Consider the following 23,694-nt stretch of genomic DNA (forward strand, 5'->3'; position numbering starts at 1 on the left):
GTTCCGCATGTTCCGAGGTCCGAGCCTTCTGCTCGCCGCTCTGCTTCTCGTGACCGCCTGCGGGGGGACGTCGCCCTACGCGATCCAGAGCGACATCGACGCGGGGAACTTCGAAGGCGCGGCGGAAAAACTCGCCAAGCGCCGCGACGCCTACCCGGACGACTTCGACACCCGCTTGAATCTCGCCGACGCCTACTACCAGCTCGCGCGCGAGTCACTGGACGCGAAGAACCAGACCGCGTACGTCGACTACCTGGCCAAGGCGCAGACAGAGGTCCTCGAGGCGGTGCGCATCGATCCGACCTCGCCGCGCCCGCACACCTGGCTCGGCATCATCACCGCGTACCAGGGGGATCTCGACTCCTCCGAGACCAGCTTCAAGAACGCGCTGCGGCTGAACCTGGCCGAGCGAATGGAGCTGCGCGCCGGGACGTACTACTCGAACATCGCACACATCTCGGTGTATCAGGGCAAGCTCGGCGACGCGCGCCGCTATCTCGACAAGGGCGTGAAGAACGGCGCGCCGCAGGACGAGATCGACCGCATCTCGGTTCTCGCCGCCTGGAAGGCCAACGACATGGTCGAGGCGCGCGCCGACTTCAACAGCGCGATCGTGCTGAGCCCCGCGTTCGGCGCGACCTGGGACGGCGCGCCGCTGCCGCAGCCGATGAAGACCTTCGAGGACTTCGCCGCGACCTGCTGCTCGAATCCGACCTGCGGACCCTACATGGAGGGCGCGTGCAAGCGCTCGAAGCAGAACATCGTGCGGCGCGAGGTCGACCTCGACACGCTAAGCGAGGAGCGCAAGCTCGAGGTCGAGCGCCAGACGAAGCTCCGCGAGATCTACAAGCGGCGCAAGGACGTCTCGATCACCGTCGAGGAGGCGCCGGCGGCCACGCCCGCGCCTGCGCCGAGCGACTCAGCCCCGAAGCGCTGACTCCACCGCAGCGTGCACGATCTTCCCGTCGCGGGTCACGAGCGTGCCGCTGGTGATCTCGTCGGCCAGGTCGAGCTGCAGCTCGCCCTTCTTCAGCACGTGGAGCAGGAAGTTCTGGAAGTTGCGCGAGAGCATCTGGCTCGCGTGCAGGGGGACGCTCGCGGGAACGTTCAGCGGCGCGAGCACGCGCACCCCCCCGTGCTCGACGGTCTCGCCCGGCTTGGTGAGCGCGCAGTTGCCGCCCTGATCGGCGGCCAGGTCGACCACGACCGAGCCCGGCCGCATCAGCGCGACCTGCTCGGCGCTGAGCAGGATCGGCGCGCGGCGGCCTGGCACCAGCGCGGAGCAGAGGATCGCGTCGGCCTCGCCGATGTGCTTGCCGAGCGCCTCGCGCTGCCGCGCCTGCTGCTCGGGCGTGAGCTCGGTGGCGTAGCCGCCCTTGGTCTCGCCGCCGCTCTGGATCGCCTCGTGCGCGACGAAGCGCGCGCCGAGGCTCTCGACCTGCTCCTTCACCGCGGGTCGGATGTCGAAGGCCTCGACCACCGCGCCCAGCCGCCGCGCGGTCGCGATCGCCTGCAAGCCCGCGACGCCGACGCCCAGGATCAGGAAGCGCGCGGGCTTCAGCGTCCCGGCGGCCGTCATCAGGAGGGGCACCATCTTCGGCAGCGCGGCGGCCGCGATCAGCACGCCCTTGTAGCCCGCGATCGTGCTCATCGACGAGAGCACGTCCATCGCCTGCGCGCGCGTGATTCGCGGCAGCAGGTCGAGCGAGAAGCCGGTCACGGATTTCTCGGCCAGACGCCGGACGGTGTCGCCGTTCTGGAACGGCTGCAGGATCGCGACCAGGACCGCGCCGGTGCGCAGCGATGCGATCTCCGCTTCCGAGGGCGGCTGGATCTTCAGGACCAGGTCGCTTCCGGCCAGGACCTCCCCCGCGTCGGCGGCGATCCGCGCGCCCGCAGCCGTGTAGGCCGCGTCCGAAAAGTCGACCGAGGCGCTGCGCGCCCTCTCGATCACGACCTCGTTGCCCTGCTCGACGAGCTTCTTGGCCGACTCGGGGACGAGCGCGATGCGCCGCTCTCCGGCCGCGGACTCGCGGGGCACGCCGATCTTCACGAATCACCCTCCTCTACGCGGGCGCCGGCCCGCGCGGCGCAGGCACCGTAGCCGGGTTCAGTAGTACGGGCAACGCGTCCGGTGGCGCGGTCGGGCCTTGTAGGAGGGCTCGCCGCCGCGCCGCCAGAGCCAGTCGTCCAGGTCCCGCGCGCAGACCGAGGGGCTGCGCGCGCGCAGGCTCGCGACCATCTGCTCGACCGCGTCGACCGCGCAGGCCCGGATCTCGACCTCTTCGGCCGATCCGGCCGGGATCAGCTCCTCCGCGTCGATCCGCGCGACGAGCGACGGCTCGAAGCGGAGCACGCCGTCCAGGCGCAGCACGTGCGGCACCAGGTTGTCGGCGAAGAGCGTCAGGTCGGCCAGGTCGCGAAATCGCCCGAGGCTGCCGGGAAGCGCGTGCGCGAGATCCGAGACCGTGAGCTGCGCGCGCTTCAGGAACACGGCCCGGGTTCCGCCGTGCTGCGCGACGTCGCGGTAGAGCGGCATCGCGACGAGGCTGCGCACGAGCGCCGCGGCGGAGCCTGCCGCCTCCTCGACGAAGCCCGCAAACGATCCGCCCGCGCGCGTCGCCACCAGCTCGCCCAGATCCCGGAGCGCGACGGCGAAGAATTCCATGAGCTCGTCGATCGGCGCTTCGAGCGGCGTCTGGCCGAGCAGCTCCGCGACCGCGCGCGCGTCGACCTCGCGCAGCTCGCGCGCCGTGAACGCGCCCGTGCGCTCGAAGCGCGCGAGCAGGCGCGCCTCGATCGTTCGGTAGCCCGAGCGACCCGGGAGCTTGGCTAGCTTGGGGAACCAGCCCGAGCCGAAGTTGATCGCGTCCAGGCAGAGCACGAACGCAGCGAGCGGCTCGACCTGGCCGTCGAGCCGCGGGAAGACCGTGGGGCTGTCGCCGAGCGCGTCGAGCGGGATCGCCGCGCATTCGCGCGCGAGCGCCCCGGCGTCGATCGCGACGTGCCGCGCGCCGGCCGCGATCTCGGCGCAGGACTCGCGCACCGAGGCGAACGGCCGCGCGAGGATCTCGTCGGAGAGGCTCTCGCTCAGCACCGCGAGTTGGAGCGCAGGTACTCGCGCAGGTCCGGCACGATCCGCGTTCGCAGCTCGGCGTCCAGATCGAAGCGCTCGAGCGCCTGCGCGAGCGCGCGCGACGCGCTCGGCAGCGGGTGCGTCGCAAAGAAGCTCGCGACCTGACGCCGGTAGAGCGGCTTCTGCAGCGCTGGCAGCGCCGAGATCAGCCGCGACGCCAGGCCCGGCGAGACGCGCGGCGAGAGCTTCGGCCAGCGCTCGCGGATGAACTCCCAGGTGCGCTCGCGCGCGTGCGGGTTCGCGAGCAGCCGGCAGAGCAGCGGCACGACGTCCTGGGTGGGAATCTGCACGGAGAGGGAGCGCGCGAGCGCGCGCTCGACGAGCGCGGGATCGCGGAACGACCCGAGCGCCATCTCGAAGCGGGTCCGCTCCTGCGGCGTGCGCGCGGCCTTGATCGTGCGCAGGTAGGCGTCGAAGAGCGAGGCGTTGCCGCGCCGCGCCGCGAGATCGACGACCGGCCCCGCGAGATTCGGCTCGAGCGCGCGACGGTCGGCGAGGTACGGGCCGATTCGCGTCTCTGCGCCGGCGAGAACGTCCGGGTCCTCCGCGAGCGCGCCGAGGATCGAGAGCAGCGCGGCCCGCCGCTGGCGCAGGGAGTCCGATTCCCCGCTCGCCGCCGACCAGCCGAGGCGGGCGAAGGCGGGGGCGAAGACCGCGGCGATCCGCGCGCGGAAGCGCGAAGCGTGCTCGTCGGCCAGCGCGGGGAGCGCCTGGTCCACGAGCCAGGCGAGCGGTCCGTGCGCGGCCGCGAGCACGTCGGGCTCCGGCTCGTCACCAAAGCGTGTCACCAGGTCGAGCCAGTCCACTAGCGGCGCGCGATCGGCACGCACGCCCGCCCACTGGTGGCCGAGCAGGCCCATTCGCTCCGCGGGCGCGAGCCGCGTGAGCTCCTCTCCGAGCGCGCGCAGGATCTCCCCGTCGTGCAGCGCGCGCACGAAGCTCGCCTCGCCGGCATTGGCGTAGACCCAGAGCACCTGCGAGGCGGGGCCGAGCGGGATCGTCGCGCGCTTCTCGTCGAGCAGCGCGCGCACGATGCGATCGCGCCCGCGCGGCGGCCGGACCCGGATCACCAGCGGGATCGGGCGCACCTCGGCGCGCCTGGCGCCGCCGACCGAGGGGCTGGCGAAGAAGCGCTCCTGCTCGACCAGCAGCTGCGCCTCGCCCGCGGAATCGATCCGCTGCGCGGCGAGCAGCGGAAAGCCCGGCCGCTCGACCCAGGGCGCGACGACCGGCTCGACGGGTCGCTTGGCCGCGAGCTCGAGCGCCCGCCACAGATCCGCCGCGCGGGCGTTGCCCTCGCGGTGCCGGCGGATGTAGCGCCGCACTCCGCTGCGAAAGACCGGCGCGCCGAGCCAGCTCTCCAGCATTCGCACCACCGACGCGCCCTTCTCGTAGGTGATCACGTCGAAGTTCTCGGTCGCCTGGCCCGGGGACTCGACCGGCCCCCAGATCGGGTGCGTGCTCTCGAGCGCGTCGAGCGCGAAGGCGGGAGCGCGGTGCGACTCGAAGTCGAGCCACATCTTCCACTCGGGCTTCCACTCGTCGACGATCTTGAAGGCCATCCAGGTGGCGAACGCCTCGTTCAGCCAGAGGTCGTCCCACCAGGCCATCGTGACCAGGTCGCCGTACCACATGTGCGCGAGCTCGTGCGCGATCACCTCGGCCACGCGCTTCTTCTCGGCCAGCGTCACCGTCTTGGGATCGACCAGGAGCAGCGTCTCGCGGAACGTGACCGCGCCGGCGTTCTCCATCGCGCCGAACTCGAAGTCGGGGACCGCGAGCAGGTCGAGCTTGCCGTACGGGTAGGGCAGGCCGAAGAAGGCCTCGAGCCGGCGCAGCGCCTCGGCGGCGACCTCGAGCGCGAAGCCGGCGAGCTTCTTCTTGCCCGGCACGCACCAGACGCGGATCGGTGTCGGTCCGACCCGCACCGCGCGGGACGACTCGAGCTCGCCCACCACCAGCGCGATCAGGTAGGTCGAGAGCTTCGGCGTCTCGGCGAAGCGCACGGTCTTGTTCCGGCCGCGCGTCGACACGCCCGCGACCGCGGCGTTCGACACCACCTGGTTTCGCGCCGGCGTGGTCACCCGCAGGGCGAAGCGCGCCTTCTTGTCGGGCTCGTCGAAGCAGGGGAAGAAGCGCCGCGCGTCCGCGGCCTCGAGCTGGGTCGCGGCGTAGCGGCGCTTGCCCGAGCGCGCCAGGTACAGCCCGCGCAGGTCCGCGCGAAGCGCCCCCTTCCAGGCGATGCGCAGGCTCGCGCGAGTGCCCGCGAGAGGCCGCTCGAGCACCAGCGTCGCGGTCTCGCGCTTGGGATTGGGCCGGATCCGCACCACGCGCAGCTCGCCCTCCGAGTCGCGGGCGCTCGCGGAGCCGAGATCGAGGTCCACCGCGTGCAGCTCGATCGAGCGCGTTCCGGCTTCGATCTCGAGCGAGATCTCGACCTCGCCGCGGAAGGCCTTCCGGGCCGGATCCACCCAGAGGTCGAGCTCGTAGCGTTCGGGTCTGGGCAGCTCCGGCAGGCGCATTCGGCTGCCGATTGTAGGGGGAGACGATCTGCGGGCAATGCGGCCGCCCTTGCCAGGCCGAGGTGGAATCGCGAAGCAATGGGACCTGTGACCCGAGCGGGATCCATCTCGACGCCGGAGCGGTCGCGCGCGATCGACGCGCTCGAGCGGGACCGCTTCGACCTTGCGATCATCGGCGGAGGCATCACCGGCGCGGGGCTCGCGCGCGAGGCGGCGCTGCGCGGGCTTCGCGTGGCATTGCTCGAGGCCGAGGACTTCGCCTCGGGCACGTCGAGCCGCTCCTCGAAGCTGATCCACGGGGGCCTTCGCTACCTGGCGCTCGGCGACGTGGGCCTGGTGCGCGAGTCGGCGCTCGAGCGCAAGGTGATCTTCCGGCTCGCGCCGCACCTGGCCGAGCGTCGCTGGATGGTGTTGCCGGTCCGCTCGCGCGCTGCGCTGCTCAAGTTCCGCGCCGCGATCACGACCTACGAGAAGCTCGGCGCGGTCGAGCGCGACGACCTGCACCACAACTGGGGCGCGGCCGAGCTCGAAGAAGAGGAGCCGGCGCTCGACCGCAGCGAGTGGCGCTTCGCCTGCGCGTACCGCGAGTACCTGACCGACGACGCGCGGCTGGTGCTGGCGAACCTGCGCGCGGCGGCGGGACTCGGCGCCCTCAGCCTGAACTGGGCGCCGGTGACCGGGATCCTGGTCGAGAACGACCGCGCCACGGGCCTCGCCGCGCGATGCCAGCTCACGGGCCGCGAGCTGCGGGTGCGAGCGGACTGCGTCGTGAACGCCGCGGGCGCGTGGGTCGAGGCGCTGCGCCAGCTCGAGGATGCGGCCGCACCGCCGCTCCTGCACCTCTCGAAGGGCGTCCACATCGGCATTCCTGCCGCCCGACTTCCGATCCGCAACCTGCTCCTGCTCGGAACGATGGACCAGCGCAGCATCTTCGCGCTGCGCCGCGACGAGATCGTCTTCGTCGGCACGACCGACACGAGCTATACGCACGGCGCCGACGTCTGGCCGCCGATCACGCGCGGCGACGTCGAGTATCTGCTCGAGCCGCTGCGCCGCTATCTCACGGTGGACAAGCTCGAGGTCGAAGACGTCCGAACCGCGTGGGCGGGGCTGCGGCCGCTGGTCGCCGAGCCGGGAAAGGCGCCGACCGACATCTCGCGCAAGGACGAGATCCTGATCGGCCGCGCGGGCGTGATCACCGTGGCCGGCGGCAAGCTCACCGGCTACCGGCCCACCGCGCTGCGCACGCTGGAACGGGTCGAGAGCGTGCTCGGCCACGCGCTTCCCGTGCCCGGCGAGGGCGGGCCCCTTCCGGGCGGCGACTTCCCGGGCGACCTCGTCGCGCTCGCGCGCAATCTCGAAGGGCAACACCGGCTCGATCACCTGGCGGCGATGCGCCTGGTGCGGCTGTACGGGAGCGAAGCGGACGCCGTGGTTCGGCTCGGCCCGAAGCCGCTCGTGGCGGAAGCAAAGGTGATCGTCGGGGAAGTAGACTGGGCCGTGATGCACGAGGGCGCAGCGACCGTCGAGGACGTGCTCTACCGCCGGACGCGCGCGGCGCTGTACGAGCCGGGCGCGGGCGACGCGATCGCCGGGCCGATCGCCGCGCGGATGGCGGAGCTACTGGGCTGGAGCGAGCGGCAGGCGGCCGAGCAAGCGCGGAGCGCGCGCGAACGCGTCGCGGCGGATCTCGATTTCGCGGACGTGGACCCGTGAGCGGGATCGTCGCGCGGCTTCGCGAGGCCCTCGGCGCGCGCGTGCACACCGACGCGGCGACGCTGGCGGCGCACCGGCGCGACACCTGGGCCCTGGCGGAGCTGCACGACCTGCTCGGACGCGGCGCGCCGACGGCCCTCGCGGTGGTACGCCCCGAATCGGTCGACGAGGTCGCGACCGCGCTTCGGCTCTGCCGGGCCGCGCGCGTTCCGGTGATCCCGTTCGGCGGCGGCTCGGGCGTCTGCGGCGGGGTCGAGGCGCGACCGGAAGCGGTGGTGATCTCGACGCGCGGTCTCGACGGTCTGGTCTCGCTCGACGCGCGCAACCTGACCGCGAGCTTTCGCGCCGGGACGATGGGCGGCGAGGCCGAGCGACGCCTGCAGAGGGAAGGCCTCACGATCGGCCACTGGCCGCAGTCGGTCGACCTCTCCACCGTCGGTGGCTGGGTGGCGACGCGCGCGGCGGGGCAGTTCTCGACCGCGTACGGCTCGATCGAGGATCTCGTTCTCGCGCTCGAGGTCGTGCTGCCCGACGGCAGCGTGCTGCGAACGCGCGAGACGCCGCGCGCCGCGGCCGGCCCCGACCTGCGTCAGCTCTTCATGGGAAGCGAGGGGACGCTGGGCGTGGTGAGCGAGGTGACCTTCTCGCTGCGGCCGCTGCCCGAGGCGCGAACTCTTGCGGCATTCCACTTCGCGTCGCTCGACGCCGGGCTCGAGGCGATCCGCCGCTTCATGCGCGTGGGGCTGCGGCCGCCGGTCGTGCGGCTCTACGACGAGCGCGAGTCACAGCGGCAATTCGCGGCGCAGTGCCCGGACGGGCGCGCCATGCTGATCCTCGTCCACGAAGGGCCGGAAGCCGTGGTCGCGGCCGAGGTCGCCGGCGTTGCGCGGCTCTGCGCGGACGAGGGCGGAATCGGCGCGGACGCCGCTTCGGTCGAGCACTGGCTCGAGCACCGCAACAACGTGCCGAGCTTCCGCGAGCTGAACGAGCGCGGACTGGTCGTCGACACGATCGAGGTCGCCGCCACGTGGGACCGCGTCATGCCGCTCTACCAAGCTGCGGTCGCGTCGCTTCGCGAGCTGCCGGAAGTGGTGCTCGCGAGCGCCCACTCGAGTCACTCCTATCGTTCCGGCACGAACCTGTACTTCACGTTCGCCGCGCGGGTCGAAGACAGAGAGCGAATGCCCGCGATCTACCGCGAGTGCTGGCAGCGGGTGATCCGCGCCACGCTCGCCTGCGGCGGCGGGATCGCGCACCACCACGGCATCGGCCGGGTGCGGCGCGAGTTCCTGGCGGAGGAGATCGGCGATGCGGGCGTCGGCGTGCTGCGCGCGCTGAAGCACGCGCTCGACCCGGACGACCTGCTGAATCCCGGCGTGCTCGTGCCCGCGAGCCGCTCGACGCGGGCGTGACCCGCCCGCCGCTGCTCGCGCTCGACCTCGGCACCACGAGCGTCCGGGCGCTTGCGGTCTCTGGCGAGGGACGCGTGCTGGCACGCGCGCAGCGCCCGCTCGCCTCTCGCTATCCGCGTCCCGGCTGGATCGAGCAGGACCCCGAGGAGATGTTCGCTGGCGCCAAAGACGTGCTTCGCGAGGCGCTGGCTTCGGCCCGACTCGAGTCGCGAGACGTCGCCGGAATCGGGCTGGTCACGCAGCGCGGCAGCGCGCTCGCCTGGGACGCGCGAACGCTGCGGCCGCTCGCCCCCGCGCAGAGCTGGCAGGATCAGCGCACCGCCGAGCGCGTGGCGGGCTTTCGGGCGCTCGGCATACCGATCAACACGCTCGCGACCGCGACGAAGCTCGAGTGGTGGCTCGCGCACGACGAGGCGGTGAAGGCGGCCGCGCGCGAGAAGCGGCTGCGGCTCGGTACGCCCGACGTCTGGCTGGCGGCGCGGCTCAGTGGCGGGGCGCTGCACGTGACCGACCCGGGAAACGCGTCGTGCACGGCGCTCTTCGACGTCGCGGGCGGCGAGTGGGCGCAGGGGCTTCTCGACCTGTTCAAGGTGCCGCGCGAGGCGCTGCCCGAGATCGTTCCGACCAGCGGCGTCGTGGGCGAGCTGCCGGCCGCGCTCCTGGGTACACCCGTTCGTGTCGCGGCGATCGCAGGAGATCAGCAGGCGTCCGCGTTCGCACAGGGGATCGGCCGACCCGGAGAGGCGAAGCTCACGCTCGGAACGTCCGCGATGTTCGACGTGCACACAGGCGCGGCCGTGGCCGAGCCGATCGCGGGCTCGTACCCGCTGGCGCTCTGGTGGCTGGCCGACGGCACGCGCGCGTTCTGCCTCGAGGGCGCAGTGATCACCGCGGGCAGCGCGATCGACTGGCTGATCGAGCTCGGGATCGCGCGCGACGCGGCCGAGCTCTCGGCGCTGGCGACCTCGGCCGGCTCGAGCGGGGGCGTCCGCTTCGTTCCCGCGCTGCAGGGGCTTGGCACTCCGTTCATGGACGACGCCGCGCGCGGCGCGCTGCTGGGATTGTCGCGCGGCTCGGGGCGCGGCGAGATCGCGCGCGCGGCGCTGGAGGGAATCGCGCAGCGCTGCAGCGACGTCTGCGAGGCCTTCGGGCTGGGCGCTCTTCCGCTTCGCGTCGACGGAGGATTGGCGCAGAGCGATCTCCTGCTGCAGGCGCTCGCGGACTTCTCCGGGTGCGAGATCGCGCGCGCTCGCGAAGTCGAGACCACGGCGCTGGGCGCCGCATTCCTGGCGGGCCTTGCCACGGGCGTGTTCGACAGCGCAGCTTCTTGCCGCGAAGCGCTTCCGGCGCCGGCGACTTTCGCGCCGCGCATTGCCGCCGCGGAGCGCGAGGCCGTGCGCGAGCGCTGGCGCGAAGCGCTGGCGCGGGTCGCGTCGCGTGGCCCGAGTCGGTGAGTCGGAGCGATCCGGCAGAAACCCATGCGCAACTCGTGTGCGTGTTCGAGTTCGCAGGCACCGTGTTATCTTGCCGGCGGGCTCCGCTTCCGGGAGGGCGCGATGCGCGCGCGTCTCATCACGATACTCGCGCTCGCGGCGCTGACTGCGCCGACGGGGTGCGGGCAGAGCGGTAGCGAGTCGGCCGCGGTCGAAGCGCCGAACGGCGAGGTCGCGGCGGCGGGAGCCCCACTTGCCGACGAGATGCCGGTGCCGGTCGCCGTGCGAAACGACGCGCTGCCGGCGGCCTTCCCGCACGACATCCCGATCCCCGAGGGGCTGACGGCGAAGTCGGTTCTCTCCGAGCACGCGGGCTCGTACGCGGCGCTCTTCACCGGAGAGCTCGAGCCCGAAGTCGTCTATCGCTTCTTCGCCGCGCAGCTCGTCTCGGAGGGCTGGACGATCGACAAGTCTCACGGTGTCGGGCCGGAGCTCGCGCTCCTGGCGAGCAAGGGAGGTCGGATCACCACCGTGATCTGCACGCGCATCGACGGCATGTTGCACGTCGAGCTCGGCGTGAGCGGCGGCTCCTGAGCTCCGGCGCCCGACGCGCGGCTACGCGCCGCGCTGGCGGTGGCGGGCGTATCGGACCATGTGGGCGAGGGTGCGGATCGCGCGGTGCCCCGAGGGCGAGGTGATGCGTCCGGTCTCGGCCACCCCGAGCGGTCCCGAATTGCCGTAGGCGCGATCGGTGTAGACCAGGTCGGAGGCGATCAGGATCGGCTTTCCGTGCCGCTGGCTCGCCTCGGCGGCCGCGTGCGCGTAGCGACGGTCCTGGCTCTCGTGGAAGCTGCCGATGCGCTCGAGGCCGTGTTCGGGCCAGAACGGGCCGCGCCGGAACATCTGCCCCTGCGAGGCCTGGATCCCGATGCCGAGGTAGACGATCGCGTCGACGTCGGGATGTGCCGCCATGAGCTCGAGCAGCTCGGGAATCGTGTCGCGCGTCTCGCCGCCGGCGAGGTCGATCGGGTTGCTGCGGCTCCAGCGCGCCGGGACCATCGTGTCGATCTTCGCGCGCAGATCGTCGGGAAGCGCGATCAGCTCCAGCCCCGCCTGCACGCACGCGTCGGACGTGAGCACGCCCCAGCCGCCCGCGACGGTGAAGATCAGCGTGCGCGGGCCGCGCGGCAGCGGCTGGGTCGCGAACGCGGCGGCCGCCTCGTAGGCCTCTTCGATCGTCTCGGCCCGCGTGATGCCCGCCTGGCGGCAGGCGCCCGAGAAGATTCCGTCGTCGGAAGCGAGTGCGCCGGTGTGACTGCTCGCTGCGCGCTTGCCGGCGCTGGTGACTCCGCCCCGCACCACGACGAAGGGCTTGCTTGCCGTGTGCGCGCGAGCGACGTCGAGGAAGCGCCGGCCGTTTCCGACGCCTTCCAGATACCCCAGCGACACCGCCGTCTCGGGGTCCTCCGCGAAATACTCGAGATAGTCGGCGAGCTCCAGCATCGCGGAGTTCCCGCAGGAGATCGCCTTCGACATTCCCACCCCGGTGAGGCAGCCGTAGTTCATGAAGCTCGAGGCGAGGTTTCCGCTCTGCGAGACGACGGAGATCGGGCCGGGGGGCGGGTAGGGCGCGACGATCTGCGCGCACATCGAGACGCGGGTCGAGATCAGCCCCTGGCCGTTCGGGCCCGCGATCAGGATGCCGAGCTCGCGGCCGAGCGCGACCAGGCGGTCCTCCGCCTCGCGCCCGTCGGCGGCCTCGCCGTAGCCCGCGGAGGCCACGAAGGCCGCGCGCACCCCGATCCGCGCGCAGTCGCGCAGCAGCTGCTCGTTCGCGGTGTTCGGCGTGCAGATGAACGCGAGGTCGGCTCGCCCGGCCGGAACCTCGAGCACGCTCTTGTAGGTGGGGCGTCCGAACGACGCCACGCCTTCGCGATTGATCGGGAACAGCTCGCCCTGATAGCCGCAGGCGATCAGGTTGTGGAACGCAACCGCGCCGAACTTCCCCGGGTGCTGTGACACGCCCGTGACCACGATGCCGCGCGGGTAGAAGAGCGGCCGGAACTTCTCGACGACGTTCGTCACCGCGCCTCTCCTTCCAGCTCGACGAGCGCGTCGATCACGACCGGTGTGTCACCCGAGACGATCAGCGGATTGACGTCGATCGAGCGGATCTCCGGCCTCGCGGCGCCGAGCCGGCCGAGCGCCTCCAGGATCTCGGCGAGCTTGCCGCGCGAGACCGCGGGCTCGCCGCGGAATTCGCCGAGCAGCTTCCCGTAGCGAAGCGCGTCGATCAGATCCTCGGCGTCGCCCGGCGCGAGTGGCGCGACCGCGAAGGCGACGTCGCCCACGGCCTCGGCGAAGATCCCGCCCAGGCCGAGCATCACGCACGGCCCGAAGCTCGGATCGCGAACAAGCCCGGCGATCAGCTCGCGCCGCCCGCCGACCATCCGGCAGACCAGAAGCCTCGCGTCGCCGTCGCCGGATCGCCGCGCCGCCAGCAGCGCGTCGGCCGCGGAGCGCACCTCGCTCGCGTCGCGCAGGCCCAGCCGCACCAGGCCGCGCTCGGTCTTGTGCGCGATCGCGCGCCCGCAGAGCTTCAGCGCGACCGGATGCCCGAGCGCCTCGGCCGCGCGCACGGCCGCGTCCGCCGTCTCGACCAGCGCGTCGTCGGGAACGGGAATCCCGGCGCCCTTCAGAAGCTGCTTCGACTCGTGCTCGGAGAGCGTGTAGGACATGGGCGGGCAGCATACGGACGCCCAGCGCGCATTTCCAACGCCTTCCGCTACTTCACCACGTTCGGAAGGTTCCGCGGCTCGAAGAAGCCCTCGGGGAGCACGGCCTCGAGCTCCAGATCCACGAGCTCCGCTCGCGTCTCGGAGCCATCGCGCAGGTCGCGCAGCGTCGCCCGGGTGACGCGCGCGAACCCGTCCACGATCTTCACGTCGTTCGGGCTTGCGCTCATCACCTCGCTCGGCTCCGCGCCGCCCTTGAAGTCCGCCTCGTAGCCCTCGCGGCGCAGGATCACGCACCACTCCCGGTCGACCGAGCTCACGAGCCGTTCGTACCGCGAGCCAGCGTCCGGCGAGGGCTTCGTCTCGACGACGTAGACCGGCCTTCCGTCGATCGAGCCGTCCGGGAGCCGCCGCAGCTGGCCGGGAAACATGAAGCGGGCGAAGCGCGCGAAGTCCTCGAAGTCCACGTCGGTGCCGAAGAGCTCGCCATCCGGGCTGTCGGGCTCGATGCGCCGCGGGCTCGGCTGATCGGGGGTCCAGCGCCAGGCCTCGCCGACCCGATCGCCCTCGCTGAACAGATAGGCCGCCGTGTCCGTCGGGCGAGCGCCCGTGGATGCGACGATGACCCGGCGCATGCCCTGGATCGGCTGCTCGCCCCAGTACTGGCCTTCGATCACGCGCCCCTCGCCCTTCGCGCTGCGCCAGGTCAGCACGAAGCGGCCGCGCACCGACGGCGGCAGGCTGCGCAGCGCGCAGTCGATCACCTCGTTCATCGAGCCCGCGGCTCTGGCTGCTTCGGCGGGCGCGAGCGCGAGGAGCAGCGCGAGCCAGAGGCGACGCATCAGGCGAGCGCAGCAACCAGCTCGCGCCCGGCCTTCTCGACGAAGCGAAGCTGATCGTCGGCGTTGCGCCCCGGATTCAGCAGCACGAGCCGATCCACGCCGAGCGCCTGGTACGCGCGGGCGACGTCCGCATCGACCGCTCCTGCCGGGGTCACCGTGATCTCGAGTCGCCCGAGCGCGGCCGAGCGGTCGAAGCGCTGCTCGGCCGCGCGCAGACCTTCGAGCGCGTGCCGGGTCGCGTCGAGATCGAGCGCGAAGCCGTACCAGCCATTTCCGTAGCGCGCCGCGCGCCGCAGCCCCGAGGGGCTCATTCCGCCGACGAAAATCGGAGGGTGCGGCTTCTGCACCGGGTGCGGATGCGCCTGGATCGCGCCGAACGCCACGTACTCGCCCTTGTACTCGGGCTCGTCCTGGGTCCAGAGCGCGACGATCGCCTCGATGTACTCGTCGGTGCGCTTGCCGCGATCGCCGAAGGGAACGCCGAGCGCCTGGAACTCCGGCTTTAGGTACCCGGCTCCGAGCCCGAAGACCAGCCGCCCCTTCGAGAGTCGATCGACGCTGGCCAGCTCCTTCGCGAGCACGACGGGATTTCGCTGCGGCAGGATGATGATCCCGGTCGCGAGCAGGAGCCTGGTCGTGTGGGCGGCGAGGAACGAGAGCGCGACCGCCGGGTCGAGCAGCTTCATCTGCGGCGGCGCGGGCGACGGCGGAGCCTGCGGGTCGGGAAGCACGACGTGCTCCGCGGTCCAGACCGAATCGAAGCCGGCCGCCTCGGCCGCCTTCGCGACGCGCGAGGCGACGTCCGGATCGCTACACGGTCCGGTGTTGATTCCGTACAGCCCGAACTTCATCCGACCTCCCGGCGCGTGGCGAACGCGATCCGATTCTACCCCAGCCGCAGCGCGCCGGTCGCCATGGCGAGCGCCTCCGCGTCCCGCGCGAACTCTGGGACGTCGGCGTAGCGGCCGCCGTGGACCAGACGGGTCGCGCCCGCAGCGCGAAACGCGCGCGCCAGATCGGCTGCGCGCGCGGGGTCCGCGAGCGGAAGCCGCGTCAGCACGGCGACCTCGGGCGCGGGCTTGCCGGCCATCGCGAAGAGCTCGCGCAGCCGCGCGCAGTCCGCTTCGATCTGCTCGGGCCGGGCCGCCATCGGCATCCACCCGTCACCGTACCGTGTCGCCCGTTGGAGAGCGTGCGGCGGCGCGCCGCCGATCAGGATCCGCGGCCGCGCGGGCCGGGGCAGGAACAGGAACGCCTGGCCGTTGCGCTCGACCACGTCGCTCGCGAACGCGTCGTTCAGGAACGACAGGGTTTCGTCGCTCAGCGCGCCGCGCTTCTCGCGCGGCACGCCGAGCGCGCGGAACTCCGGCGCCATCCATCCCACGCCCACACCGAGCGTCGCGAACCGGCCCGCGCAGAGCTCCGCCACGGTCGCGATCGCCTTCGCGGTCGGCAGCGCCGGGCGGTAGGGGAGGATCAGCACCGCCGTCGCGAGCCCGATGCGCTCGGTCTTCGCGCCCAGCCAGGCGAGCGCGGTGAGCGGGTCGAGGTAGCGCCCGCCGGATCCCTCGGCGTCGTCCGGCGGGATCGCGATGTGGTCGGGCACGTGGATCTCGTCGAGGCCGGCGGCCTCGGCGGCGAGCGCGCAGGCAAGCAGCGTCTCGCGACTCGACTGCGGGCCCATGGTGCGAACCGCGATTCCGATCTTCATGCGGTCCAGCTTAGCCAGCGGTTTGACCGCGCGCGCTGCGAACCCGCAAGCTCGCGCCGTGTCGAAGCTCGCGCGCTCCAGAGCTCGGCGAGCGAGCCTCGCCGCGATCGCGTTGCTCTACGCGGTCTCGATCCCGTGGTACCGCGAGGGTGGCGCCGAGCCCGGAATCTGGCTCGGGCTTCCCGACTGGGCCGCGGTGGCGCTGGTCTGCTACGCCGGCGTCGCGCTTCTGAACAGCGTGGCCTGGTGGCTCGCGGAGGTTCCCGAGCACGACGGGGATGGCTCGTGAGCGTGGGAGCGCTCGGGCTTGCGGCGCTCGGCCTCTATCTGGCGGGGCTCTTCGCCGTCGCCGCGTTCGCGCGACGCGCCCGCCGCGACGACTCGCCGGGCGACCACTATCTGGCCGCGCGCGAGCTCGGCGTGTTCGTGCTGTTCCTGACCCTGTACGCCACGACCTACAGCGGGAACTCACTGATCGGCTATCCGGGCGAGGCCTACCGCAGCGGCTTCGCCTTCGTCATGGCGACCGGCTTCATGATGGCGATCGTCGTCTTCTTCCACGCGCTCGCGCCGAAGCTCCGGCCGCTCTCGGCGCGACACGGATTCGTGACGCCGGGCGATTTCCTGCGCTGGCGTTTCGGCGCGGAGCCGCACGGCCGGGCGCTTCGCGTCGCGGTCGCGCTGGTGATGATATTCGCGCTCTCGAACTTCCTGTTCTCGCAGCTGCGCGCGATGGGGGAGCTTGCGACCGAGGCGACCGGCGGGCTCGTGCCGTACGAGCTCGGCGTGGTGGGGCTGGCCGCGGTGATCCTCTTCTACGAGACGACCGGGGGCATGCGCGCCGTCGCGTGGACCGACGCGGTGCAGGCCGGGATCATGTTCGCGGGCCTGGGCGCGATGATCGTGTGGCTGCTGTCCACGCCCGGCGGGCTCGCGGGGCTCTCGACTCGGATCGCCGAGCTGCGCCCCGACGCCGTGGTCGTTCCCGGCGCCACTGCCCGGGCGAACTGGGCCTCGACGATCCTCTTGCTCGGCATCGGCAGCACGCTCTATCCGCAGGCGATCCAGCGCATCTACGCCGCGTCGTCGAGCCGCACGCTGAAGCGCGCGTTTGCGCTGATGACCTGGATGCCGCTCGTCACGACCGCGGTCGTGACGATGATCGGCCTGGCCGCGATCACGCGTCTGCCCGAGCTCGCCGGGGTCGATGCCGACCGCGTGATGCCGGCGCTGCTCGCGCTCTGGGCGCAGGACGGGCTCGCATCCGCGCTTGCGGCCGTGGTCGTGTTCCTGGCCGCGATCGCCGCGATCATGTCGACCGCGGACTCGGTCCTGCTCTCGGCCGGATCGTTGGTGGCGACCGATCTGCTGGACCGCCCGCGCGATGCGCCCGCGACCACGCTTCTAGGCAAGCGCGCTGCAGCGGCGCTCTTCGCCGCGATGATCGTCCTCGCGATGCGCCGCGACCTCACGCTCTGGCGGATCACCGAGCTCAAGATGGAGGTTCTGGTCCAGTGCGCGCCCGCGTTCCTGCTCGCGATCCACTGGCCGGGTCTGCGCGCGGGACCGACGCTCGCGGGCGTGGTGCTCGGCTCGGCGCTCGCGGCGGGGTCCGTGCTCGCCGGAGTCGAGCGATTCGGCGGCGTCCACGCGGGGCTGCTCGCGCTCGTCGCGAACGCCCTGGTCGCGACGCTCGGGTCGCTGCGCAGGTAAGATCGCGCGCGTGGAGAAGCTCGACCGCGACGATCGTGTGGCAAGGATCGAGGCCTGGATCGGCGCTAACGCCGGCGCTCCGGCGCGCGTGTCGAATCTGCGCCGCATGGCCGGAGGCTCGTCACGGCAGGTCTGGAGCCTCGACCTCGAGCTCGGCGGCGCAAGCGCGGCCGAGAAGCGTGCGCTCGTGCTGCGGATCGATCCGACCGCGGCCACGGCGCGCGGAGCCTCGGCCGATGGCGGCGGCTTCCGATTGGAGTTTCGCCTGCTCGAAGAGGCGCTGCGCTGCGAGGTCCCGGTGCCGCGCGTGTACTGGCCTTGCGCCGAGCTCGAGCCGCTGGGCGGGCCGTTCTACTTCATGGATCGGATCGAGGGCGAGACGATCGGAACGCGAATCCTGCGCGAGCCGTCGCTCGCGAACGCGCGGGAGCGGCTGCCCGAGCAGCTCGGCCGCGCGCTCGCGCGCATCCACCGCATGAATCCCGCCGCGCCCGGGCTCGAGCGGATCGCCCGCGCCGCGCCCGGCCAGTCGAGCGTCAGGGAGCAGCTCGCGCAGGTCCGGCGCGGCATCGACTCGGCGCCTTCCCCTACACCAGTCTGTGAATGGGCCTACCGGTGGCTCGAGCGCAGCGTGCCGGGCGGATCGGCCGCGCAGCCGGCCGCCGCGCTCGTGCACGGCGACTACCGGATGGGCAACGTGGTGGTCGGCCCCGAAGGGCTGCGCGCCGTGCTCGACTGGGAGCTCGCGCACGTGGGGGATCCGCACGAGGACCTGGCCTGGATGTGCACGAAGACCTGGCGATTCGGCAATCCGGCCGCGCCGGTCGGCGGAGTCGGTCCGCGCGAGCCGTTCTACCGCGCCTACGAAACCGAGAGCGGCCGAGTTCTCGATCGCGACGCGCTGCGCTGGTGGGAGGTGCTCTGCTCGGCGAAGGTCTGCGTCGTCTGGATCGTGCAGGTGAACGCCTATCTGTCGGGCGTCATCCCCAGCGTCGAGCAGGCCGCGATCGGACGGCGCATGGCCGAGACCGAGCTCGACCTGCTGCAGCTCCTCGAAGACGCGTAGGGTCCGAGCGAGTCGCGCAAGCCGACGACCCAGCCGATCACCGCCAGGACCGGGGTCTCGAGTGCCGCGGCCTCGAAGTCCCGTTCGGCCTGCGCGACGGTGGTGACCAGCACCCGCTCTCGTGGGGAGCAGCCCGCGCTCACGAATGCGACGGGAAGATCGGCCGGATAGCCCAGCGCCACGAGCTGTGTACGCCAGGCGGGCACGGTGGCTCCGGCCATCAGCAGCACCAAGGTGTTGCGCGGCTGATAGGGCGGGATCGAGTAGCGTCCGTCCTCGTCCCGACGGTGCGCCGTGGCGACGGTGAAGCTGTCCGCGAAGTCGCGATGGGTGACCGGGATTCCCGCGAGTGCGGGTACGGCGGTGGCGCTGGAGACGCCCGGGACGATCTCGAACTCGATCCCGTGCTCCGCGAGCGGGAGGATCTCTTCTCCTACCCGTCCCAGGACGGAGGGATCCCCTCCCTTGAGGCGAACGACGTCCTTGTCAGCGAGCGCGAGCTCCACGAGCAGTCGATTGATCTGCTCCTGCGTCATCGCGTGTCGGCCGCAGCGCTTTCCCACGTGAACGAGCTCGGCGCGAAGGCCCTCGAGGAGCTCCGGGCTCACCAGGCTGTCGTACAGGACGACATCTGCTTCCTGCAGCGCGCGCAATCCGCGAACGGTGATGAGCTCGGGATCGCCCGGTCCCGCTCCGACGAAGCGCACCCTGCCGCGCAATGTTGCACCTCCCGCCGTCGAGTGTCTCCCCGCATTCTGCCAGATCCGTGCCGTGACATCCGCGCTCACCGGGCCTGGATTCGGCTTGCTCGAAGCTCGAGCCGGTGCACACTTCGACACATCACCGAGTGACACGGCGCCGCATGCCGTCGTCCCGCTCGCTCGAAGAACTCCGCGCGAGGGGTCTAGCGCGGGCATTCGAATTGCAACTCTGTGCGAACGGGAGGTTCCGCATGTTCAAGTTCGTAGCGATTGATTGCAGCGTGTCGCGTTCGTTGGCCCGCAGGCTCGCGCTAGGCGCGGTCGGTGTTTTCGCTCTCTTGCTCCAGGCTGCGCCCGCAATGTCGGCCGACCCGGCGCCCGCGCCCGTCGTCGTCCAGCCGGTGCCGAAGCTGACGCCCGCGGAGTTCGACCAGGGCAAGCAGATCTACTTCGATCGCTGCTCGGGGTGCCACGGAACGTTGCGCAAGGGCGCGACCGGACCGGTGATCGACGACACCGCCATGCGCCAGAAGACGCTCGAGAAGCTCGAGAGCGTGATCTACGACGGCACCGATGCCGGCATGCCCGGCTGGGGCCGCACGGGCGAGATGACGAAGGCCGAGACCACGCTGATGGCGAAGTTCCTGCAGAACACACCGCCGATCCCGCCCGAGATGAGCATCGCGGACATGAAGAAGACGCACAAGATCCACGTTCCGGTCGAGCAGCGGCTCAAGAAGCCCGAGCACGACTACGACATCGACGAGCTCTTCGGCGTGATCCTGCGCGACGCGGGCAAGGGCGCGGTCATCGACGGCAAGAGCAAGAAGCTGCTCAGCGTCGTCGACACCGGCTACGCGGTCCACATCTTCCGATCGTCCGCGACCGGGCGGTATTTCTACACGATCGGCCGCGACGGCAAGGTGAGCCTGATCGACCTCTACGCGGCCAAGCCGACCGTGGTGGCCGAGGTCCGCACCTGTCTCGACGCGCGCAGCGTCGAGGTCTCGAAGTACAAGGGGCCGAAGGGCGACTTCGTCGACCAGCTCGCGATCGTCGGCTGCTACTGGCCACCGCAGCTGGTCATCATCGACGGGCAGACACTGGAGCCGAAGAAGGTGATCTCGACCCGGTCGATGACCTACGACACGGACGAGTACCACCCGGAGCCGCGCGTCGCGACGATCCTCGCCTCGCACTTCGACAGCGAGTGGGTGGTCGCGATCAAGGAGACGGGCCTGGTCTGGCTGGTCGACTACTCGGACCTCGAGAACGTCAAGATGCACCAGATCGAGACCGAGCGGTTCCTGCACGACGGTGGCTGGGATGCGACCAAGCGCTACCTGCTGATCGCCGCGAACATGCGCGACCAGATGGTGGTCGTGGACACCAAGGAGAAGAAGTTCGTCACCAAGTTCGAGACCGGCGTGAAGCCGCACCCCGGCCGCGGCGCGAACTGGATCGATCCGGAGTACGGGCCGGTGAGCGCGACCACGCATCTGGGCGAGGGGAAGATCAGCGTCTACGGATCGGATCCCGCGAAGCACCCGGAGCACGCCTGGAAGGTCGTGCGCGAGGCGGAGACTGCCGGACCGGGATTGTTCCTGAAGACCCATCCGAAGAGCGAGAACGTCTGGACCGACGCCACGTTCGCCAAGGACGGCAACTCCAACCAGACGATCTGCGTGTTCAAGAAGAAGGACTTCGACGCCGACCCCACCTGCTTCCCGGCCACCCAGCACGGGAAGATCGTGCACTTCGAGTACAACAAAGCTGGCGACGAGGTCTGGGCATCGGTCTGGGACAAGAAGGGCGCGCTGATCGTCTACGACGACAAGACGCTCAAGGAGAAGGCCCGGATCGAAGCCGACTGGATGGTCACCCCTACCGGAAAGTGGAACGTCTATAACACTGTCCAGGACGTCTACTGATCCGAGGGAGGATTCGTGAAGCGATTCGTGATCGCGGTGGTGTCCGCGTGCGTGCTCCTGGCCAGCGGGGGTCCGGCGCACGCGGACGGGAAGAAGCCCCACCAGTTCGCAGGGGCGACGAAGTGCCGCTCGTGCCACGAGAAGGACGAGATCGGCAACCAGTACGGGAAGTGGCTCGACTCCAAGCACGCCAAGGCTTGGGGGACTCTCGCCTCCGACAAGGCGAAGCAGTGGGGCAAGGACAGGGGGATCGACGACCCCCAGGCCTCCGACAAGTGCGTGAAGTGCCACGTCGCCGGGCACGGCGAGCCCAAGGCCCGCCTCGGGATGAAGTACGCCAAGACGGAGGGCGTGACCTGCGAGGCGTGTCACGGACCGGGCAGTGACTACCGCAAGAAGAAGATCATGATGGATCAGAAGAAGGCGGTGGAGAAGGGCCTCGTGCTGCAGAGCGAGAAGGTCTGCCTGACCTGCCACAACGACGAGAGCCCCGCCTGGGATCCCGCGCGCTACAAGCTGGCCGGAGGCAAGACCGCGGGATTCGACTACGAGCAGGCGACGAAGGCGATCGCGCATCCGGTGCCGGCAGGGTACGACCCGTCCAAGGACAGCGACGCAGAGTAGGACGTGGCGGACACGGAGGACGGCGAAGGCATCGAGAAGCGGGTTCAGGGCGCGACGTGGACGGTCCTGGGCGGCGCGCTGGTCTTCGTGCTCATGCTCTTCTCGTTGCAGTGCCCGCACGGGGAGGACGGAAGCCGAGCGGACTACCCGAAGCGCACGTTGCCGCCGGAGCCGGAGCCCGTGCTGCTCGCCGGGCCCGAGCCGAGCGACGACTACTTCCCCTGCAGCGACTGCCACGACGAGACGATGAAGGTCGATCCCGAGCGGCGCGCGATGGAGGAGGACCACGAAGACATCGAGGTCGTCCATGGCGACCTGTGGTGCCTGCAGTGTCACTCGGCCGAAGACCGCGACTCGCTCCAGCTCGCGGACCGCACTCACGTGGCGTTCGGGGAATCGTGGAAGATGTGCCTGCAGTGCCACGGGCAGAGGCGCCAGGACTGGCCGACCGGAATCCACGGCAAACGCACCGGTCACTGGTGGGGCCCGAAGGAGGTCCGGACCTGCATCGAGTGCCACGACCCGCACGCGCCGCGCTTCAAGGCGATCGAGCCGCTTCCGCCTCCGCGACGTCCGGAGGCGATCCTGAGCTCGACCGCCGCGGCGTCGAGCGTTCCCGCCCAGGAGGTCTCCGATGAACCCTGACGATCCGGACGCCCCGAAGCTCGACGCGAAGGGCGCCTCGCGGCGCAAGTTCCTGCGCACCGCGGTGGCGGGCGCGGCCGCGCTCACCGGGGTCGGCGCGGCCACCGGCATGGAGTTCGACGTCGAGGCCATGTTCCAGGGCCACTTCCGAGAGCTCTCTCGCGAGGATCTCGACCGCGTGCTCGAGCGGCTCGCGAAGAAGTACTCCGCCCGCTACGCGAAGGACGTGAAGGTCAGCGCCACCGGGCCGATCGACGGTGTCGTGTTCGGCTACGGTCTGGACATCTCGCGCTGCATCGGCTGTCGCAAGTGCGTGTACGCCTGCGTCGACGAGAACAACCAGTCGCGGGATCCGCAGATCCAGTGGATCCGCGTGTTGGAGTTCGAGCGCGAGAAGGTGATGCGCGGGATCAACCTGGAGGACGGCAACCCCTACTACGACCACGAAGAGGTTCCCGCCCCCGACAAGGTCTACCTGCCGGTCGCGTGCCAGCACTGCGACGACTCCCCGTGCACACAGGTCTGTCCGACCGGGGCGACCTGGATGGAGCCCGACGGGATCGTCGTGATCGACTACGACTGGTGCATCGGCTGCCGCTACTGCATGGCGGCCTGCCCCTATGGCGCGCGCAAGTTCAACTGGGCCGAGCCGAACCTGCCCGCCGAAGACGTGAATCCGAACATGCACCTGCTCGGCAATCGCCCGCGCGGAAAGGGCGTGGTCGAGAAGTGCAGCTTCTGCATCCAGCGCGTGCGCGACGGGCGCTACCCCGCGTGCCTCGAAGCCTGCCCCGTGGGCGCGCGGAAGTTCGGAAACCTGCTCGATCCCAAGAGCGAGATCCGCCAGCTGCTCGCGACCAAGCGCACGTTCGTGCTCAAGGCGGAGCTCGAGACGCATCCCAAGTTCTTCTACTTCTGGGGCTGATGGAATGAACTCGGTCATCCAGTTCTGGCGCTTCGTCGCCGGCAGCGCGCGCGTGGTCGCGCGTGGCAGCGTCGGCTACTACGCGTGGATCGCGCTGCTCGGCGTGCTGATCGTGGTCGGATCGTTCGCGTACGCGAACCAGCTTCAGAACGGGCTGAGCACCACGAACATGCGCGATCAGATCTCCTGGGGCTTCTACATCGGAAACTTCGCGTTCCTGGTCGGCGTGGCCGCTGCGGCCGTGATCCTGGTGATCCCCGCCTACGTGTACCAGTGGGGGCCGATCAAGGAGGTGGTGCTCCTCGGCGAGATCATGGCGGTCTCCGCGATCATCATGTGCATGCTCTTCGTCTCGATCGACGTCGGCCGCCCCGACCGGCTCTGGCACCTTTTCCCCGTCGTGGGGAACCCGCACTTCCCTCACTCGCTGCTGGTCTGGGACATCCTGGTCCTGAACGCCTACTTCGCGATCAACTACTTCGTGGTCACCTACCTGGTCTTCAAGGGCTACACCGGGCAGCGCTACAACGCGGCCTTCATCATGCCGGTGATCTTCCTCTCGATTCCGCTCGCGGTGAGCAT

At 70.9% G+C, this 23,694-nt stretch carries 21 protein-coding genes; 12 read left to right on the forward strand and 9 right to left on the reverse strand.

Annotated features, from left to right (window positions below; genetic code table 11):
* Positions 1-7 precede the first annotated feature (7 nt).
* Positions 8-937, forward strand: coding sequence for a hypothetical protein (locus FJ108_10545; GenBank protein MBM4336334.1), 930 nt, complete (start codon positions 8-10; stop codon positions 935-937).
* Here the strand turns inward: FJ108_10545 and FJ108_10550 are convergent.
* The 3 genes from FJ108_10550 to FJ108_10560 are packed head-to-tail and all read right to left on the reverse strand — an operon-like array spanning position 920 to position 5,658.
* Entirely contained in the window at positions 920-2,053 is a 1,134-nt protein-coding gene (locus FJ108_10550; protein MBM4336335.1) for an NAD(P) transhydrogenase subunit alpha, read from the reverse strand. The genes FJ108_10545 and FJ108_10550 overlap by 18 nt on opposite strands.
* 57 nt (positions 2,054-2,110) lie before the next feature.
* On the reverse strand, positions 2,111-3,070 hold the full coding sequence (locus tag FJ108_10555; protein MBM4336336.1) for a hypothetical protein: 960 nt from the start codon (positions 3,068-3,070) through the stop codon (positions 2,111-2,113).
* A 20-nt stretch (positions 3,071-3,090) separates the two neighbouring features.
* Positions 3,091-5,658 carry a M1 family metallopeptidase gene (locus FJ108_10560; protein MBM4336337.1) on the reverse strand — a complete coding sequence of 856 codons (2,568 nt, stop codon included), beginning with the start codon at positions 5,656-5,658 and terminating at the stop codon, positions 3,091-3,093.
* A gap of 78 nt (positions 5,659-5,736) precedes the next feature.
* On the opposite strand from FJ108_10560, the gene FJ108_10565 reads away from it, so the two are divergent.
* The 4 genes from FJ108_10565 to FJ108_10580 all read left to right on the forward strand — a co-directional run bounded on the left by FJ108_10565 (position 5,737) and on the right by FJ108_10580 (position 10,813).
* Positions 5,737-7,374, forward strand: coding sequence for a glycerol-3-phosphate dehydrogenase/oxidase (locus FJ108_10565; GenBank protein MBM4336338.1), 1,638 nt, complete (start codon positions 5,737-5,739; stop codon positions 7,372-7,374).
* The gene (locus FJ108_10570) at positions 6,759-8,786 is read left to right on the forward strand and encodes an FAD-binding protein (GenBank protein MBM4336339.1); all 2,028 of its coding nucleotides are present in this window, start codon (positions 6,759-6,761) and stop codon (positions 8,784-8,786) included. Before FJ108_10565 ends, FJ108_10570 begins: the two co-directional genes overlap by 616 nt.
* Complete coding sequence (locus FJ108_10575) at positions 8,783-10,240, forward strand: glycerol kinase (protein MBM4336340.1); 1,458 nt, start codon at positions 8,783-8,785, stop codon at positions 10,238-10,240. Before FJ108_10570 ends, FJ108_10575 begins: the two co-directional genes overlap by 4 nt.
* 102 nt (positions 10,241-10,342) lie before the next feature.
* Positions 10,343-10,813, forward strand: a complete 471-nt coding sequence (locus FJ108_10580; protein ID MBM4336341.1) for a hypothetical protein — start codon at positions 10,343-10,345, stop codon at positions 10,811-10,813.
* A 21-nt stretch (positions 10,814-10,834) separates the two neighbouring features.
* On the opposite strand, the gene FJ108_10585 is transcribed toward FJ108_10580, so the two are convergent.
* From FJ108_10585 to FJ108_10605, 5 genes are read right to left on the reverse strand one after another with little or no spacing between them, the layout of a single operon-like run.
* Positions 10,835-12,304, reverse strand: coding sequence for a hypothetical protein (locus FJ108_10585; protein ID MBM4336342.1), 1,470 nt, complete (start codon positions 12,302-12,304; stop codon positions 10,835-10,837).
* A complete protein-coding gene (locus FJ108_10590) occupies positions 12,301-12,957 on the reverse strand; it encodes a carboxylate--amine ligase (GenBank protein MBM4336343.1) in 657 nt (218 codons plus the stop codon). The genes FJ108_10585 and FJ108_10590 overlap by 4 nt, the downstream gene beginning before the upstream one ends.
* A 47-nt stretch (positions 12,958-13,004) precedes the next feature.
* Entirely contained in the window at positions 13,005-13,796 is a 792-nt protein-coding gene (locus FJ108_10595; protein ID MBM4336344.1) for an outer membrane lipoprotein-sorting protein, read from the reverse strand.
* Positions 13,796-14,647 (reverse strand): LLM class F420-dependent oxidoreductase, encoded by an 852-nt coding sequence (locus tag FJ108_10600; protein MBM4336345.1) that lies wholly within the window; start codon positions 14,645-14,647, stop codon positions 13,796-13,798. The genes FJ108_10595 and FJ108_10600 overlap by 1 nt, the downstream gene beginning before the upstream one ends.
* Positions 14,648-14,682: 35 nt before the next feature.
* Positions 14,683-15,507, reverse strand: a complete 825-nt coding sequence (locus tag FJ108_10605) for a TIGR03619 family F420-dependent LLM class oxidoreductase (GenBank protein ID MBM4336346.1) — start codon at positions 15,505-15,507, stop codon at positions 14,683-14,685.
* On the opposite strand from FJ108_10605, the gene FJ108_10610 reads away from it, so the two are divergent.
* Both FJ108_10610 and FJ108_10615 read left to right on the forward strand, forming a co-directional pair.
* The gene (locus tag FJ108_10610) at positions 15,391-17,220 is read left to right on the forward strand and encodes a sodium:solute symporter family protein (protein MBM4336347.1); all 1,830 of its coding nucleotides are present in this window, start codon (positions 15,391-15,393) and stop codon (positions 17,218-17,220) included. The genes FJ108_10605 and FJ108_10610 overlap by 117 nt on opposite strands.
* A gap of 10 nt (positions 17,221-17,230) precedes the next feature.
* Complete coding sequence (locus FJ108_10615) at positions 17,231-18,286, forward strand: phosphotransferase family protein (protein ID MBM4336348.1); 1,056 nt, start codon at positions 17,231-17,233, stop codon at positions 18,284-18,286.
* Here the strand turns inward: FJ108_10615 and cobA are convergent.
* Entirely contained in the window at positions 18,187-19,203 is a 1,017-nt protein-coding gene (gene cobA / locus FJ108_10620) for a uroporphyrinogen-III C-methyltransferase (protein MBM4336349.1), read from the reverse strand. The two genes, FJ108_10615 and cobA, sit on opposite strands and share 100 nt — an antisense overlap.
* A gap of 35 nt (positions 19,204-19,238) precedes the next feature.
* Between cobA and FJ108_10625 the strand changes: the two genes are divergently transcribed.
* The 5 genes from FJ108_10625 to FJ108_10645 form a co-directional block, all read left to right on the forward strand.
* Positions 19,239-20,918, forward strand: coding sequence for a nitrite reductase (locus tag FJ108_10625; GenBank protein MBM4336350.1), 1,680 nt, complete (start codon positions 19,239-19,241; stop codon positions 20,916-20,918).
* 15 nt (positions 20,919-20,933) lie between these two features.
* Positions 20,934-21,542, forward strand: a complete 609-nt coding sequence (locus FJ108_10630) for a hypothetical protein (protein ID MBM4336351.1) — start codon at positions 20,934-20,936, stop codon at positions 21,540-21,542.
* Between the two features lie 3 nt (positions 21,543-21,545).
* A complete protein-coding gene (locus tag FJ108_10635; GenBank protein ID MBM4336352.1) occupies positions 21,546-22,187 on the forward strand; it encodes a hypothetical protein in 642 nt (213 codons plus the stop codon).
* Complete coding sequence (locus FJ108_10640; GenBank protein ID MBM4336353.1) at positions 22,177-23,112, forward strand: 4Fe-4S dicluster domain-containing protein; 936 nt, start codon at positions 22,177-22,179, stop codon at positions 23,110-23,112. The genes FJ108_10635 and FJ108_10640 overlap by 11 nt, the downstream gene beginning before the upstream one ends.
* Before the next feature lie 4 nt (positions 23,113-23,116).
* The coding region (locus tag FJ108_10645) for a polysulfide reductase (protein ID MBM4336354.1) at positions 23,117-23,694 on the forward strand (578 nt) is incomplete at its 3' end.

The organism is Deltaproteobacteria bacterium (genome assembly GCA_016875225.1).
Classification (GTDB): domain Bacteria; phylum Myxococcota_A; class UBA9160; order SZUA-336; family SZUA-336; genus VGRW01.